General features: G+C 60.7%; 10 protein-coding genes and 2 rRNA genes (1 of these 12 running past the window's edge). 2 read left to right on the top strand and 10 right to left on the bottom strand.

The annotated features are described in order from the left end of the window. The first annotated feature begins 68 nt into the window (after window positions 1–68). Window positions 69–413 carry a cupin domain-containing protein gene (locus tag M1E16_RS03285; protein WP_003177747.1) on the top strand — a complete coding sequence of 115 codons (345 nt, stop codon included), beginning with the start codon at window positions 69–71 and terminating at the stop codon, window positions 411–413. A gap of 138 nt (window positions 414–551) precedes the next feature. Here M1E16_RS03285 and mmsB read toward each other — a convergent pair whose 3' ends face one another. Both mmsB and M1E16_RS03275 read right to left on the bottom strand, forming a co-directional pair. After that, window positions 552–1439 carry a 3-hydroxyisobutyrate dehydrogenase gene (mmsB, locus tag M1E16_RS03280; RefSeq protein WP_434569898.1) on the bottom strand — a complete coding sequence of 296 codons (888 nt, stop codon included), beginning with the start codon at window positions 1437–1439 and terminating at the stop codon, window positions 552–554. Window positions 1440–1449: 10 nt separating this feature from the next. Next, window positions 1450–2976 (bottom strand): CoA-acylating methylmalonate-semialdehyde dehydrogenase, encoded by a 1527-nt coding sequence (locus M1E16_RS03275; protein ID WP_434569899.1) that lies wholly within the window; start codon window positions 2974–2976, stop codon window positions 1450–1452. A gap of 139 nt (window positions 2977–3115) precedes the next feature. Here M1E16_RS03275 and M1E16_RS03270 point away from each other — a divergent pair, with 139 nt between their 5' ends. After that, entirely contained in the window at window positions 3116–4063 is a 948-nt protein-coding gene (locus M1E16_RS03270) for a LysR family transcriptional regulator (protein ID WP_434569900.1), read from the top strand. Here the strand turns inward: M1E16_RS03270 and M1E16_RS03265 are convergent. From M1E16_RS03265 to M1E16_RS03230, 8 genes are all read right to left on the bottom strand, one after another. After that, on the bottom strand, window positions 4060–4563 hold the full coding sequence (locus tag M1E16_RS03265) for an OmpA family protein (protein ID WP_458129198.1): 504 nt from the start codon (window positions 4561–4563) through the stop codon (window positions 4060–4062). The two genes, M1E16_RS03270 and M1E16_RS03265, sit on opposite strands and share 4 nt — an antisense overlap. 5 nt (window positions 4564–4568) lie before the next feature. Next, on the bottom strand, window positions 4569–5837 hold the full coding sequence (locus M1E16_RS03260) for a diguanylate cyclase domain-containing protein (protein WP_305497012.1): 1269 nt from the start codon (window positions 5835–5837) through the stop codon (window positions 4569–4571). Next, window positions 5834–6409: a YfiR family protein gene (locus tag M1E16_RS03255; protein ID WP_458129197.1), complete on the bottom strand. Its 576-nt coding sequence runs from the start codon at window positions 6407–6409 to the stop codon at window positions 5834–5836. The genes M1E16_RS03260 and M1E16_RS03255 overlap by 4 nt, the downstream gene beginning before the upstream one ends. 133 nt (window positions 6410–6542) lie before the next feature. Continuing rightward, window positions 6543–8639 carry an exodeoxyribonuclease V subunit alpha gene (gene recD / locus M1E16_RS03250; RefSeq protein ID WP_458129196.1) on the bottom strand — a complete coding sequence of 699 codons (2097 nt, stop codon included), beginning with the start codon at window positions 8637–8639 and terminating at the stop codon, window positions 6543–6545. Then, complete coding sequence (gene recB, locus M1E16_RS03245; RefSeq protein ID WP_458129195.1) at window positions 8636–12325, bottom strand: exodeoxyribonuclease V subunit beta; 3690 nt, start codon at window positions 12323–12325, stop codon at window positions 8636–8638. Before recB ends, recD begins: the two co-directional genes overlap by 4 nt. Beyond that, the gene (recC, locus tag M1E16_RS03240; protein ID WP_458129194.1) at window positions 12322–15774 is read right to left on the bottom strand and encodes an exodeoxyribonuclease V subunit gamma; all 3453 of its coding nucleotides are present in this window, start codon (window positions 15772–15774) and stop codon (window positions 12322–12324) included. The genes recB and recC overlap by 4 nt, the downstream gene beginning before the upstream one ends. Before the next feature lie 155 nt (window positions 15775–15929). Then, window positions 15930–16045: ribosomal RNA gene (rrf, locus tag M1E16_RS03235) — 5S ribosomal RNA — on the bottom strand. 149 nt (window positions 16046–16194) lie between these two features. Next, a 23S ribosomal RNA gene (locus tag M1E16_RS03230) occupies window positions 16195–16748 on the bottom strand (it continues 2338 nt past the right edge of the window).

Here is a 16748-nt window from a genome sequence, read left to right as displayed (position 1 = left end):
AGTTCAGGCATCCGCGTGGCCTTTCTCCACGCTAGGGTGCAGGTTCTTTTCTGCCCCTCGGAGCTCACATGACCGCCCCCATCACCGTCCTGCGCGATACCCATCCGCTGCCCGTACTCGATGCCTGCAAATGGGAAAAACTCGAAGGCGACCCGCACACCGTCAACCTCAACGCTTATACCAGCGAGGATGGCAGCAAGATCATGGGGACCTGGATCTGCACGCCCGGCAAGTGGCGGGTGGACTACGTGAAGTGGGAATACTGCCATTTCCAGGAAGGCTACTGCGTGATCACCCCGGACGGCATGGCGCCGATTCATCTGCGCGCCGGTGATATTTTTGTCGTCGAGCCAGGCATGAAAGGCACGTGGGAAGTGGTCGAGACCGTGCGTAAATATTTCGTGTTTGCCTGAAACAAAAAAGCCGAGGGACCACCTGTGGCGAGGGAGCTTGCTCCCGCTGGGTTGCGCAGCAACCCCAATTTTGATGGGCGCTTCGCACCCAAGCGGGAGCAAGCTCCCTCGCCACAAAAGCCTCTCGATATCACAGGTTCACTGCGGCTTGCGATAGCTGTTCACAATCGCCGAGAAATCCTTGCCGCCCTCGCCCCGCTGGCTCATCGCCTGGTACAACTGCTGCGCCACCGCCCCCAGTATCACCGGCTGGCGGGCCTGCCGCGCGGCTTCGGTGGCCAGGCCCAAATCCTTGAGCATCAGGTCCGCGCCAAACCCGCCGGTATATCCACGCGCCGCCGGAGCCGTTTCGATCACGCCGGGCCATGGGTTGTAGGTATCGGAACTCCAGCATCGGCCGGTCGAACTGTTGATGATGCCGGCCAGGACCTGAGTGTCGATCCCCAAGGCATCGCCCAAAGCCATGGCCTCGCTGACGCCGACCATGGAAATCCCCAAGAGCAGGTTGTTGCAGATCTTGGCGATCTGCCCGGTGCCGACTTCGCCGCAGTGCACGATGTTGCGGCCCATTTGCGCCAGTACCGGTTGCAAGGTGGCGAACAGCTCAGGCGTGGCGCCGACCATGAAGGTCAGGGTGCCCGCCGCCGCGCCGCCGGTGCCGCCCGAGACAGGCGCATCGGCCATTGCCACTCCCTGCCTGGCAGCGGCAGCCGCCACGTCACGGGCGGTTTGTGGATCGATGGTGCTGCAATCCACCGCCGGCGTACCGGCGGCGATACCTGCCAGCACGCCGTCTTCGCCCAGCCAGACACTGCGCACATGGGCAGCGGCCGGCAGCATGGTGATCACCAGCGCCGCGCCCTGGGCCGCATCGCGAGGCGAGGCGCTGATGGTGCCGCCGAGCGCCGCCAGTTCGGCCAGCACCGTCTGGTTCAGGTCGAACAGGTTCAACGAATGGCCGGCCTTGAGCAGATTGCGCGCCATCGGGGCGCCCATGTTGCCGAGGCCGATAAATGCGATGTTCATGTCCGGCTCCTTAACGCAAGTTGATGGTGGTGTTCACACCGTCGTTGACGCTGTCATCGTCGAACCAGCGCGCGGTGACGGTCTTGGTCTGAGTGTAGAACTGCACCACTTGTTTGCCGTAAGGGCCGAGGTCGCCGAGTTTCGAGCCGCGGGAGCCAGTGAAGCTGAAAAACGGCACCGGCACCGGGATCGGGATGTTAATACCGACTTGGCCGACGTCGATTTCGCTCTGGAATTTGCGCGCCGCCGCACCGCTCTGGGTGAACAGGCCAGTGCCGTTGCCAAACGGATTGGCGTTGACCAGGGCGATCGCTTGATCGAGGGTATCGACCTCCAGCACCACCAGCACCGGGCCGAAAATTTCCTCGGTGTAGATGCGCATGTCGGTGGTTACGCCGGAAAACAGGGTCGGACCGACGAAGTTGCCCTGCTCGAAGCCCGGCACGCTGATGTCGCGGCCATCCAGTTCAAGTTTTGCGCCTTGCTGCACGCCGCTCTCGATCAGTTCAAGGATGCGCGCCTTGGCTCGCTTGGAAATCACCGGGCCGACATCCGTGCCCGGCTCGCTGCCGGCATTGACCTTGAGTTTCTGCGCCAGCGCCTTCAGCTCCGGCAACCATTGCCTGGCCGCGCCCACCATCACCACCACCGAAGTCGCCATGCAACGCTGGCCCGCCGCGCCGAAACCGGCACCGACCAGGGCGTTCAGGGTTTGCTCGCGATTGGCGTCGGGCAGCACCACGGCGTGGTTCTTGGCGCCCATCATCGATTGCACGCGTTTGCCATGGCGACCCGCCAGGTCATACACATGGGTGCCGACCGCCGTTGAGCCGACGAAGGAAACGGCCTTGATGTCCTTGTGAGTGCAAAGCGCATCCACCACATCCTTGCCGCCGTGCACCACGTTCAACACGCCCGGCGGAACACCGGCCTCGATGGCCAGTTCCACCAGCAGCATGGTCGACAGTGGATCCTGCTCCGACGGCTTGAGGACGAACGTATTGCCGCAGGCGATGGCCATCGGGAACATCCACAGCGGGATCATCGCCGGAAAATTGAACGGGGTAATGCCCGCGCACACACCAATCGGCTGGCGCAAGGTATAGGTATCCACCCCACCGGCGACATTCTCGGCAAACTCGCCCATTTGCAGGGTGCCGATGGAACAGGCGTGCTCGACCACTTCCAGGCCGCGGAAAATATCGCCTTCGGCGTCGGCGATGGTCTTGCCCTGTTCGGCACTGAGCACCGCGGCGATGCGCTTGGAATGCTCGCGGATCAGCGCCTGGAGCTTGAGCATGATGCGCATCCGCGCACCAATCGGTGTCAGCTTCCAGGTCTGGAAAGCACGCTGGGCAGCAGCGATGGCGGCATCGACTTCCGACGCGGTGGCAAACGGTACCTTCGCCAACACTTGTTGGGTGGCCGGGTTGACGATGTCGTGCCATTCGCTGGACTGGGACTCGACCCACTCGCCATCGATCAGCAATCTGACGGTTTGCAGGGCTGTGTCGCTGGGCGTAAGGGAAACGTTCATGCTGGCCTCCGGGATTGTTCTTATAAGGGCGCGCTGGTTCAGCAACGACCAAGGTCAACAGGCACCTTGGTGATGAGACGGTTTTTGGAGTATAGATGTGCAAACTTCTAATAAGAACGCACATAAAAACCGGTCCATCATGCAAAAAAACATTACATCCCTCGGGTCGCTGAATTGGGACGACCTCAAGTTTTTCCTCGAAGTGGCCCGCACCCGCAAGGCCAGCACGGCCGCCAAGCGTCTGGCCGTCGACTACACCACGGTGTCGCGACGCATCAGCTCGCTGGAAGCTTCTTTGGGTACGCTACTGTTCGAAAAATCCCGGACCAACGGTTTTGTCCTGACGGCTGAAGGTCAACGTTTGCTGGGCTATGCCGAGTCGATCGAAAGCACGCTGCACATGGCTTGCGAACAGGTTTCAGGCTCAGGCGTCGCGCTGTCCGGGCATGTGCGCATGGGCTGCACCGAAGGCTTCGGCAGCTTTTTCATCACCCCGCAGTTGAGCCACTTCGTCGACGCCTACCCGGCGATCTCGGTGGACATCCTGCCGCTGCCGCACTTCATCAGCCTCTCCAAGCGCGAAGCCGATATCGTCATCGCCCTCGAGCGCCCGGAACACGGACCGTACGTGTGCTGCAAACTCTGCGACTACCGGTTGCAGCTTTATGCAACCCGGCAATACCTGGACAATCACCCACCGATCCACCGCCCGGCAGACTTGAACAAGCACTCGTTCATCAGCTACGTGGATGACCTGGCGTTCAGTTCCGAGCTGCTCTACCTGGCCAACGTATTGCCCGGCGCCCACGCTCATCTGCGCAGCACCAGCGTGATCGCCCAATTCGTCGCGGCGCAGCAAGGCCGGTCACTGGCGATCCTGCCGTGCTTTTTGGCCGCCCAAGACCCACGCCTGCTGCCGGTGCTGCCGGAGGAAATCACGGTCACCCGGCAATTCTGGATGTACTGCCGGGAGGATCTGCGCAAGCTCAAGCGGATCACGTTGTTGTGGGATTACATCCGCGAAGTCACCGAACAGAACCAGCCACTACTCATGGGCGACAGCCGGGAGATGGTGTTTGCCGATTAGTCGGCGATGACCACGATGGCCACGCGACGATTTTCGGTGCGCCCGCTGGCGGTGTCGTTGGGGGCGACGGGTTGGCTGCTGCCAAGGCCGCGCAACTGGACGTTCTCTTCGCGCATGCCCACGCCTCTCAAGACTTTGCCAACGCTTTCGGCCCGACGTATCGACAGTTGTTCGTTATAGGCCTGGGAGCCCGATGCATCGGTGTGACCGTCGATACGTACCCGCTCGATTCCCGCACCCAGCAGTGCCTTGCCGATCCGCTCGACGATCTCGGTACTGGCCGGGTTGAGGCTTTCCACGTCACTGCCAAACAGCACTTTGCCCGAAAGTCCGAAGGCCCAGCCGTCGTCTGTCAGTTTGAACCCCTGCTCCTTGAGAACAGCGATCTGCGCTGGGCTCAGTCCTTTTTGCGGCGTCGTCTGGCATCCGCTGAGGGCAAAAATGGCTATGAACAAAAATGCTGCATAACGCAGCAGAGAAAAACGCGAATTGAAAAACATGCAAATCAGCTCCTGGTTTGAAGATCCGCGACCGGGTGCTCCGACCCCGCCGTGTGTTGGCCGCCTCGGGCGAGGCGTTTGGCCTGGTACATCGCCGCATCGGCGGCGCTGAGCAAGGCGCCGGGCGTGGCGCCATGATCGGGGTAAACGGCGATGCCGATGCTGAGGGACGTCAGGACCGAGGCATTGCCGGGCAATTGAATCGGCATCTCCATGCTGGCGATGATTTTTTCAGCGATCCGTTCGGCATCCTCGGTCTTGTGCAACGGCGCCAGCAGCACGGCAAACTCGTCACCGCCCAGACGCGCGACCAAGTCATCCTCACGCAACTGCGCCCGGACCCGGGTCGCCACGGCGGTCAACACCGCGTCACCGGCGGCATGACCAAAGTTGTCGTTGATGCCCTTGAAGCGATCGCTGTCCAGGTAGAGGACGGCCACTTGCTCGTCGAGCTTGTTGGCATTGCGCAAGGCACGGATCAGCCGACCTTCGAAAAAGGCCCGGTTCGGCAGCCCGGTCAGACTATCGTGGCTGGCCTGGTGAGCCAGGGTCTCGTTTTCACTTTGCAGATGGGTCTGCCAGGATTCCAGCTCGGCAAGCAGTGCGTTAAAGTCGTTGCCCAGATTATCCAGTTCAGCGATATCGGCCGGTGGCACTCGGCGATCCAGGGCGCGCTCGCAACGGGCGGCATGGGCTACTTCAGCAAGGCTACGCAAAGGTCCGGTAATCGCCCGCAACTGACGGCGCGCCAGATACAGGGCAACCCAGGCACTGACCGCCGTGCACAGGATGATCCCGGCCAGGCCGCTGAGCAGAAAGCGCAACAAGCTACCGCCGTGTCCTGCCAGCAGGATCCTGCCAATGTTCTGTTCCTGGTGGATGATTGGCAGGCTGATGGGCTTTTCCAGGAATGCCTTGGCGATGTGCATTTCCAGCTCCGACAGGAGACCGGTTTCCGGTCGCCGCCAATGAGCCAACAGACGGCCACTTTCATTGAAGACCTGGGCATCGGCGACTTCTTCAGTGGAAGCAATAAGGGCCAGCGCTTCGGTGGCCGCCGCAGCGTCATCGAAGACCACGGCCGCCTCCACGGTGTAGCTGATCGAACGGGCAATAAGATGCAAGTTGTGATCGGCATAGACCCGTAAGGCAAGCACGCCCAACAAGGTCAGGGAGACGCTGGCCATGGTGATCGCCACCAGCGCAACGATCAGGTGACCGCGACCGATGACCGAGCCCAACGTGGGACGAATTCGTGATCTGGACGAATTCATGGCGCGGCGGGCCTACGGCGTGACAGCTGGAGGACGCTCGGATGGATGCGTACACCGCTGCGTGCCACCGAGTCGAGGTTGACCTCGAACGACACCTGTTCATCTCCGACCCGCAGGCAGAACAGGCTGCCCACGGTGCATTGGTCGCCGCCTTCGCTGATGCTCAACACCGGTTTGCCGATCAGGGACGCAAACAATCGGGAACGTTCGTCGTTGGTCAGCCTGCCGATGTAGACGGCATTGCAATCGCTCGCGATGCCGGGATGGTCGGCCAGCAAGCGCTGTACCGTCACAGGCCTGCCGGTGGCCTGGGCCGTGCCTTTGACCAGGTCGTCGGTGTATTGGGTCGGACCGACGATGCACAGCTGCAATTGCGTCGGTTCAACAGGCCAGCGAGCGTAGCTGAGGATCCCCAACACGACCTGGGTGACCGCTTCGGCTCGCTGTTCGGCCCGAGTGGTAGAGGTCGGCTCCTGGGCGGCAATTGCAGGCGACAGCAAGCACAGCAGACCGGCGAGCACATAATGCCTCCGGCCGTTTCCGCGCGCCGCCCCCCGAACCGCCGCTTCCATGGAGAATCTCTTGGTGTGGATAAGTGCGAAACGATAGCACAGTGTCAAAAAGCCAGCGAGACAGAGTCCTACGCAAATTTCCGTCAGAAAACAGACTAATCATAACCTTTGAACAAACAGGCAAACCCGAGCTTCAGTCGTTTCCATCCAATTCCAGCATCAACCCGCTCAACCGCTTGACCTTGCGCCGAACCGCTTCTTCGAATATTCCCGTGCGCGGCTCTATCAGGCTGAACCACTGCTTGCCTCGGGTAATGGCGGTATACACCAGTTCCTTGGTCAAAACGGGGTTCAAGGCATCCGGAAGAATCAGGGCCGTGTGGGTGAATTCCGACCCCTGGGACTTGTGCACCGTCATGGCGTAAACGGTTTCCACGTCATTCAGGCGGCTGGGCAGGACGAAACGCACACCACCCCGGCCATCGTTACGAGGAAAGGCGACACGCAGGACCTGCTTGCCAACGTCAGGACCGTCACGCTCGGGCAACCTTAGGGCGATCCCGATATCACCGTTCATCAATCCCAGCCCGTAGTCGTTGCGAGTCATCAGTACCGGACGCCCCTCGTACCACTGGTGATCGCTATCGATCAGGCGAGCCTTGAGCAGCGCGGCGGTGATTCTCGGGTTCAGGCCCTCGACGCCCCACGGCCCCTTGCGTACGGCACAGAGCAATTGAAACTCGTCAAAGGCCGACAAGACCTCACGCGCCCAATCAGTCCAGCAACTGTCTTCCAGCGGGCGAGAAATGTCCGGACGTCGCTGTCGCAGCAGGCTCAGATAATGCCGATAGCCCTGCGGACCACCGGGTCGACCATCGAGCAACCAGCGCTCAAGCGTCCCGTCGTGCTGGCTCTTTAGCGCCAGGGAGAGCAGGTCGGAATATTGGCCCTCCTCCAGCAATTGACGGGCTTCTTCAGGCTGTTGCCGATTGACCCGTCGGGCCAGTTGGCCGATACCGCTGCCTTCGCCAAAGCGCCGGGAATGCCTGAGCATCACCACTTGCTGCGCGAGGGGATGAGTGTCGTCGAGGTCCTGTTTCAGATCGCTCGCCGCCAGGCTCTCGCCGCTGACGGACTCGAGCCAGGCGCGCGTCTGTGGGCTATACCAGCCGTCCTCGGCGTCTCGACACAGATCCCCCAATACCGCGCCGGCCTCCACGGAAGCCAGCTGGTCCTTGTCGCCCAACAGAATCAACCGCGCATGGGACGGCAGCGCGTCCAGCAGATTGGCCATCATCTCCAGATCGATCATGGACGCCTCATCGACCACCAGGACATCCAACGGCAATCGATTGCCACGATGGTGGCGAAAATGTCTGGTGCCGGGACGACTGCCGAGCAGGCGATGCACCGTGGTGACGTCGCAGGGAATTCGCTCGCGTACGGAGTCGATCACATCCAGCGTCCGGACTTGCTGGCTGATCGACTCGGTCAGCCGCGCAGCGGCTTTGCCGGTGGGTGCGGCCAGGCGAATCCGCAGCGGTTTCCCCGCCTCGACGGCAGGTGCCTGCAGCAAGGCAAGCAAGCGCACGACCGTGGTGGTCTTACCCGTGCCCGGGCCGCCGGTAACGATGCTGAAAGCGCTCCGCGTCGCCAGCGCGCAAGCCAGCTTCTGCCAGTCGATCGGGCCGGTCGTGCTGGCCGGCCCGAACAGTCCGTCCAGCCGCTCGCGCAGGTCATCAGGGGCGCTTTCCTGTTCGGCCAGGCGTTGACGCAACGCCGCGTCGATCCGTCGTTCATAGCCCCAGTAACGACGCAGGTAAAGCCGTTTGCCGGACAATACCAGTGGCCGCTGCTGCGCCTCTTCGCTGTCATCGACCGCCAGGGCCACGAGGCGGCTGGACGCCAGGACCTTGCACCAATGGGCACCGTCCAGCGTTCTCAGGATCTGCGAAGGCAACAGCATCACGCCCGTCTGCAGGTCGCCCTCGGGGGGCAGTGACAGGGCGAAATCAGGTTCCTTGAGTGTCTCGAACAGGTCCAGGCAAACATGCCCATGGCCCAGTTGGTGGCTGGTCAGCGCAGCCGCCAGCAATACCAGCGGATCATCGCCAGGCGACAATTCATGCAGGAACACCACGAATGCCTTGTCCAGGGCCCGCAACCAGCCACGTTCCACCCAGCGCGTGAGCAACAGCAGCAGGTCCTCTGCACGACTCAGGGGCGCCAGGTCGACCAGCCCTTCGTCATCGAGCGATTGAGGCAGCAGGTCGGCAAAGGAGCGACTCATAACAATTCTCCTTGCACCCATGCCGGCTCGGCCTTGGGCGCGGGTGCTCCCTGGAACAGGCGGTCAAGCTGTTCGATCAATGCCCGAGGGGGCTTGGTGAAAAACACGCCCTGGCTGGCTGAACGTGTGCCGCGCAGGAAAAGATACAACGCGCCACCGACATGCCGGTCGTAGTCATAGTCTGGCAGGCGCGCCTTGAGCTGGCGATGCAGGGCCAACAGGTACAGCGTGTATTGCAGGTCGTAACGATTATCCAGAATCGATTGCTCCATGGCTTGAGCGGTATAGGCCATGTCATCGGCGCCCAGCCAGTTGGATTTGTAGTCAGCCACGTAATACCGGCCGTCATGCTCGAAGGTCAGGTCGATGAAGCCCTTGAACATTCCGTTGAGCAGTGCCGGTTCTGCGGCGACACGAGCCGCGCCACCGTGGGTTGACTGGCAAACCAGCTCATCAAGCTTGAGCACATCAACCTTGTGACTGGAGAACCAGAACTCCATCTCGACCTGAAATTGGCTCAACCGAGCCAGTACCACCGGAGGCTGTCCGCCACCAATCTGCAAGGGCGTCGTGACCAGGTGCTGCAACCAGTCTCCAAGGGTGCTGATCCAGCCTTTCCAACCGCGGCGGTTGCAACGTCGCGCGATGGCATCTTCGATGGCCATTGGCGAGGCGGTAAATCCTTCTCCGGCAGCCCATTCCAAGAGACCATGGAGAAACGTACCGGGGTTGGGACCGCGCGGGAAACGATGGATATCACCGCCGACGGCGATGACTTCCCTGGGAGCGTCGGGATCAAGCCGTTCGTCGTCGAACATCTTTTGCGCCTGCGGGTTTTCCGGCGCGGAATCGGTGCCGGCGCTGAGACTTTCTCCAAAGCGCAGCGCGCTGTACGAAGCGATCCACCAGTTCTCGCTGGCTTTACGTACCGGAAGCAAGGGTTCAAGCAACACCGCATCATTACGTGGGGGTCGATAGTGCTGATCGTTGGCCTCCGGCATATCCTGGCAGCTCACCGCCTCGCTACCCTGCTGCAGATCTTCCAGCCAACGTCTCAACGCCACCGACTCGGTCAACGGCGCACCATTGCCCAACAGATACCCCAGCGCAGACAGATGCAGGGTCGAGCGGCTGTTACTGCCTCGCTTGAGATCGGCCACACCTAACCAGCAGGCATGCTGCGCACGGGTGAGCGCCACGTATAGAAGCCGAAGATCCTCGGCCAGGCGCTCGTCGTCGGCCTTGGCGATCAACTCGGGGCTGGGCGTAAGACTGATCTGCGCATGACCGGCTTCATCGTGGTAATGCAACGGCAATCGAGTGCCGTCCACCGGTTTCGTCGAGCATATGAACGGCAGGAAGACCAACGGATACTCAAGCCCCTTGGATTTATGGATCGTGACCACCTTGACCAGTTGCTCGTCGCTTTCCAGGCGCAGGATCTGTTCTTCTCCCGCCTGCCCGGTCAATGCAAGGTGTTCGGACAGATAGCGAATCAAGGCCTGCTCGCCATCCAGCTCGACGGCGGCCTGCTGCAACAGCTCGCACAGATGCAACAGGTTGGTCAGCACCCGCTCGCCATCGCCACGCATCATCAAGGCCTGGGGCAGCTTGAAGTCATGCAGCAGGCGCCTCAGCATGGGCAGCACGCCCTGGGTGCGCCAGACCACCCAATAGCTACGGAACTGCATGACTCGACGTTCCCAGGCCAACTCGTCCTGGTTGAGGCGTTCCAGTTCTGCAAGCGGCAGATTCAGGGTGACGCTGGCCAGCGCAGCTCGCAGCGGCCGCTCGACGTCCGGCTCGGCGCAAGCCTTGAGCCAGGCCAGCAAATCCCTTGCCTCCTGCGAAGCGAAGACCGAGTCCTTATCGGATAGATACACGCTGCGCACACCCCGTGCCGACAACTCGTTTCGCACGGCCTGCGCTTCCTTGCCATCACGCACCAGGATGGCGATATCCGCCGGTCGAAGCCCCCGTAACATTTCCCCATCACCAACGAAACCATCGTGCCCTGACTGGCCGCCATTGAGCAGCGCCGTGATTTCACTGGCGCAGGCCACGGCCATTTGCTGTCGGTACACCGCTCCGGAGAGCGGCTGGTCCGAGGCCAGATGCCAGATATTCAAGGCCGCGACCGTCCGCCCCGCAAGCTGCAAGGACTCCTTGCGGCCTTGGGAGTCGACCGGCAGGAATGGCACCGGATTCTCACCCGATGGCTCGCGGAACAGAAAAGCCCCGCGCCCATTCAGCCGCGATTCGGCGTACTGAAAAATATGGTTCACAGCGCCGACCATGGCATGGCTGGAACGGAAATTGGTCCCCAGTGTATGCAACCTGCCGGCAGTGGCTTCGCGGGCGCGCAGATAGGTGTAGATGTCGGCGCCGCGAAACGCATAAATAGCCTGTTTCGGATCCCCGATCAGGAACAGCCCCGTTTCAGGATCGTTGTCGCCAATGCGATAGATGCTCTCGAAGATGCGGTACTGGACCGGGTCGGTGTCCTGGAACTCGTCAATCAGCGCAACCGGAAACTGCTCGCGAATCAGGCTCGCCAGGCGCTCCCCACCTTCAGCCTGCAAAGCTGCGTCCAGGCGCAGCAGCATGTCGTCGAATCCCATTTCCGCCCGGCGCCGCTTCTCCGCCTCGAAGCGCGCCCCGACCCACTGTGCAGCATGCTGCAGCACCGCAGCGTCAGGCGTGGGCAAGGCATCCAGGCCGGCCTTCAGGCCTGCCATGGCGTCCAGCCCTGGATGGTTGGGCACGTCGCCCTTCCAGGCCTCGGCCATGCCTTCGGGCGTCAAGCGCGTGAAGCCGGTGCCGATGTCGAGCAACTCCAGGCTCTCGTCTTCAACCCATGCAGATAGCTTCTGAAACCATGGCTCGAAGTAACGAGCCTGCATCTTGCGCCCGTCGACGGTTTTATTGGCTACGCCTTGCTGGCAGATCTCCAGCAACTCCACCGCCCACTGCCGCCAGGGCGCCTTGAGATCGAGCAAGGCTGCGCTGCGCTCGCGCAGGGACGCGGTGATGAGTTCCGTCGGTTCAAGCCCATCGTCACCACCTCGCGAGTTGGCAAACAACCCCCTCACCCGTGGCAACAACGCAGCAGGACCGCCCCAGTGCGCTCGCACCCAATCCAGTGCCTCACCCTCCATCGAGTAGCAGAACAATCGCCAATAATCGCGCAGCACCTCGCCGAGCAATTCGCTGTGGTCGGTTTCCAGGGTCTGGGTGAACAGGCTGCCACTGTCAAAGGCATGCTCACGAAGCATCCGCTGGCACCAGCTGTGGATCGTCGAAACGGCGGCTTCATCCATCCATTGCGCGGCGATATCCAGCCGATTCGCACAGCCAGGCCATTGCCCTTTATCAAACTCATCACGCAATGCGTTTATCAACGCGTCGGGAGCGGGAATCTCGTCACGAAAAAAACGCGCCGCCTCCGCGAGGCGGGTGCGGATGCGTTCGCGCAATTCCTTGGTGGCAGCGTCGGTGAAAGTCACCACCAGTATCTGCGGAGGAAGCAGCTCACGGCCAAAGCCGGCCGTTGAGCCGCCATGTCCCAGCACCAGGCGCAAGTACAACGCCGAGATGGTAAAGGTCTTGCCAGTTCCTGCGCTGGCTTCGATCAATTGACTGCCGCGTAGTGGGAAAGCCAGCGCCAAGGGTGTTTGTCGACTCATGAATGCGCTTCCTCACCCGCCAACGAACGCCACGGTGCTTCCAGAAGCGGTCGATAGAGCGCGTCACACCAGTCGGGGAATGTTTCGTCAGCGATAAGCGCATCGAAGTCGGCATATTGCCGAGCCAGGGCGGGGCTTTCGCGCCGCTCGCCTTCAGACGTCAGCCCATCGCCTTCGTAGGCTTTTCGAGCGGCCGATTCGGCTTTGTCCGGATCACTCTGGCCGAGCCAGGCGAAGGCGGTCTTCACTGCGATTGGCAGCGGTTGGCGCATGCCAGCCTGCCAGGCTTGCAACAAATCGCCGAGCAGCTTGCGGGCTACCGACTCGTCAAAAGGATTCAGCAGCAAGCTGTCATCGCTGGCGACCAATGCCGTCGTCATCGACAGACCGTTGGCGCAAGCCACGAGATGGTTCACCCAGGGTCGTATCAAGCGGTGCCATTTCCGGGTCCTGGTAGAACCGATACTGTTGGGAATGGCAGTGATGGCGAGGACCGCACCATCGGAGCGCTGGTGCAGACCGCTGAGCCAACCTTCAATGTTCACACCGTGTAATTGCAGGCTGACGGGCACGGCACTGGCCAGCGGAGTCGGCCATAGCGCCAGAAGTTGCTGGTAGCGTTGCAGTAGATCAGGCAGCGGCTCGATCAATTCACGCTGCATACATTGGCCAAAGCCAGCCATGGGTAACAGGCCGCTGTTCTGAAGCCTCCTGGCATGGGCTTCCAATGCAAGGTCCGCTTGGTCAAGGCGAACAAGGGCAGCCTCAAGCAGGCTGTCGCTCAGGCTATAGCGCTGCAAGGCATCCAGGATGAAAGGTTCGTCGTCCGCCAATGGGGCTTCGAGAGGCTCGAAGAACACCTTGAGTCGCTGGCTGAAAAAGTGCCGGACAGGATTACGCAGGAAATCCTGCAACTGACCAAGCCCCAGGGGTTCCTCCTGAACGTAGGGCTCCAAGGCCCCAGGCTTGCCAGCGTGCTCATGAATCTCATGAAGTCCTCGCCATTCGCTGGCATAGCTGAACAGCTCATCGCCCTGGTAGAAATAACGAGCGCTGAACGGTTGCAGGGGGTGCTCCTGGGTCAGCGCTTCAAGAAGGTCGCCATGGACATCCGCCGACTGCCAGCCATTTGCGAGATGATCGCGCAACTGTCCGACCAGGACTGAGGCAGGCCGCTCGCTGTTGTCGCGGATGCTGCGCCCGACCCAACTGATGTAGAGTTTTTCCCGCGCAGAAAGCAGCGCCTCCAACAGCAGGTAGCGATCGTCCTCGCGTCGAGAGCGATCCCCCGGTCGATAATCACTGCCCATGAGATCGAAATCCAATGGCGGTTGGGCCCGCGGGTAATCACCATCGTTCATGCCCAACAGGCAGACCAGCTTGAAGGGGATCGCCCGCATCGGCATCAGGGTACAAAAATTGACCGCACCGGCGAGGAACCGCTGGGACAGTCGCCCTTGATCCAGCCCCGCCAGCCAGGCCTCTCTGACAACCGTCAACGGCAGCTCGTCGTGCAGGCCGACCGACTCGCAGGTTTCCAACCAGTTTTCACGCAAGTCCTCGAGCTGGGCCAGCAGATAATCGTCATGCTCGTTGCTCGCCAGAAAGAACAACTGCATCAGATCATGCAGGCGCGTCCCCCAGTCCTGAGGTGAGGCGGGTTGACTGAGCGCCTGGTAAGCAACCTCTAGGGCATCGAGCAATGCAACCAACGGACCGATCAATGCGGCATCCAGACCGCCGATTTCGTCATAGGGTTCTATGCCTTCATAGGCTTGCGAATCACCAACGGCATACCCCAACAACATGCGACGCAGGCCGAAACGCCAACTGTTCTGCTCCAGCTCCGCGGGCAAGCCCAACCCGGCTCGGTGCTCGGCGCTTATCCCCCAACGGATGCCTGCGCCCTCGATCCAACGGTGCAGTGTCGGTAAATCGGCCTCATCAATGCCAAATCGCTCACGCAATGCCGGGACGTCCAGCAAATCAAGGATTTCGCTGACGGGGAAACGGCTATCGGGAAGTTTCAGCAAATGCTCGACGGCAATCAGCAGCGGATCGCGTCCACGCTGACCTTGGTCCGTCAGTGTGAATGGGATGAAACGCGGATCGACCCGGTCGAGTTGACCGAATACCGCGCGAATATGCGGCGCATAACTGTCGATGTCCGGGACCATGACGATGATATCCCGAGGGCGTAAAGCCGGGTCATTGCTGAAATGGGCAAGCAACTGATCGTGAAGAATCTCGACTTCACGCTGGGCGCTGTGGGCGATATGAAAACGGATCGATCCGTCTCGCGAGGTATCGACCGCGGGCCACTTTTCCCGGGTTTCGCTAAGCGGCCGCAGCTCAAGAATGTCATCCTGCAACTGGCTGAGGAGCGTAGTGGGATTGCCTTCGCTGAACAGGTCGATCCGCCCTTCGCGAAATACCGAGCGATAGGTGTTTGGCTCGTCATAGCTGTCGAGCAAGTTGATATAGTCGCGCCCCTGCTTCCCCCAGGCAGCCAGCAATGGATGAGCATGCTGATGCAAGGTTTGCGGGTCCAGGACGTCCGGCATGCCGCTCTTGCGTGCCTGCCGCTTGTATTGGTGGCGAAGCAGATCCTTGTCGGCCACGATATCTGCCCAATGGTGACGGCATGGGTTATGGACGCACAGCAGAACCTGACTGAACCGTGACAGCCCGGCCAGGGCTTCGAGCGCTTGGGCGGGCAGTGAGGAAATACCGAAGACTATTACCCGCGCAGGCAGACCTTTTGGAGCGGCTTCCAGACTATTGATGCGCTCGATGTAGCGCTGATGAACACCCGCACGACTTTGAGCCATGCCCTGCTCTCCCACATCCAGCAATAACGCCCGCCACAATTCCGCTTGCCAGCAATTCGCCGGCGCGAGCGGCTTGATTTCACCCCGGACGTTGCGGGTCTGATGGCGCCCCTGGGCCCAGTCTTCGAGCCAATCGGCTCGGTACACCTGATATTGGTCGAACAAATCTGCAAGGCGCTCAGACAACTGGTACCGCTTGCGCAAGTCCGTGTCATGGGTCAGAAAACGCCGCAGGGGCTCGAAATGGGGCTGTTCAATCAATTGCGGCAGGAGGCGCATCAGCCGCCATGTAAGCGGGGCCTTGTCCAGCAAGGACTTGGCTGGAATCTCGTCACGCCCGAGCACCATTCGATAGAGCTGCCACATGAAACTGCCGGGCAACTGCACATCAATCGCAGCCGCGATGCCGCAGCCGCCCATGTCGTCGTCAAGGGGATCCTCAGCCAGTGCCAGCTTCAGCCATTGTGCGATGCCGTTGCTTTGTACGAGCGCGATTTCATTTTCAAGAGGGGCCAGCGGATAGCGCCGCATGAGGCTTATCACCAGGCTGCGCAGCTCATCAAGGCGGTTCCCGTGGACCACCATGAAAGCAGGGCTGAGGGACTTAGCGTCCGGCATAAAGGCGTCCTTGAAAAATGCAAAAGCCAGGGCGGAACCTTAGCACTGTCGCGGGGCCGTGACAGCCGGGAGCTTTCTGCGCTTGTCGTAAGAATTTTATTGCGGGCAAAACAAAACCCCTACCTGCGTCAGCAGATAGGGGTTTCGGAATTTAATCTTGACGATGACCTACTCTCACATGGGGAAACCCCACACTACCATCGGCGATGCATCGTTTCACTTCTGAGTTCGGGATGGGATCAGGTGGTTCCAATGCTCTATGGTCGTCAAGAAATTCGGTAGCCAGCGCGTACCTTGCGGTCACGTTCCAGCGAATGGGTATGTGATAGTTTGTGGGTTTTGACTCGAACTTTCGGTTCATTTCGTCTTCACACACCGCAATCTGGCCTCTTTCGAGTCTACAGATTGCTTGGGTGTTATATGGTCAAGCCTCACGGGCAATTAGTACAGGTTAGCTCAACGCCTCACAGCGCTTACACACCCTGCCTATCAACGTCGTAGTCTTCGACGGCCCTTCAGGGGACTCAAGGTCCCAGTGAGATCTCATCTTGAGGCAAGTTTCCCGCTTAGATGCTTTCAGCGGTTATCTTTTCCGAACATAGCTACCCGGCAATGCCACTGGCGTGACAACCGGAACACCAGAGGTTCGTCCACTCCGGTCCTCTCGTACTAGGAGCAGCCCCTCTCAAATCTCAAACGTCCACGGCAGATAGGGACCGAACTGTCTCACGACGTTCTAAACCCAGCTCGCGTACCACTTTAAATGGCGAACAGCCATACCCTTGGGACCGGCTTCAGCCCCAGGATGTGATGAGCCGACATCGAGGTGCCAAACACCGCCGTCGATATGAACTCTTGGGCGGTATCAGCCTGTTATCCCCGGAGTACCTTTTATCCGTTGAGCGATGGCCCTTCCATACAGAACCACCGGATCACTAAGACCTACTTTCGTACCTGCTCGACGTGTCTGTCTC

It is taken from the genome of Pseudomonas sp. Z2-11 (assembly GCF_054161305.1).
The sequence above is the reverse complement of the archived record's forward strand: the minus strand, read 5'-3'. Positions and strand labels throughout refer to the sequence as shown.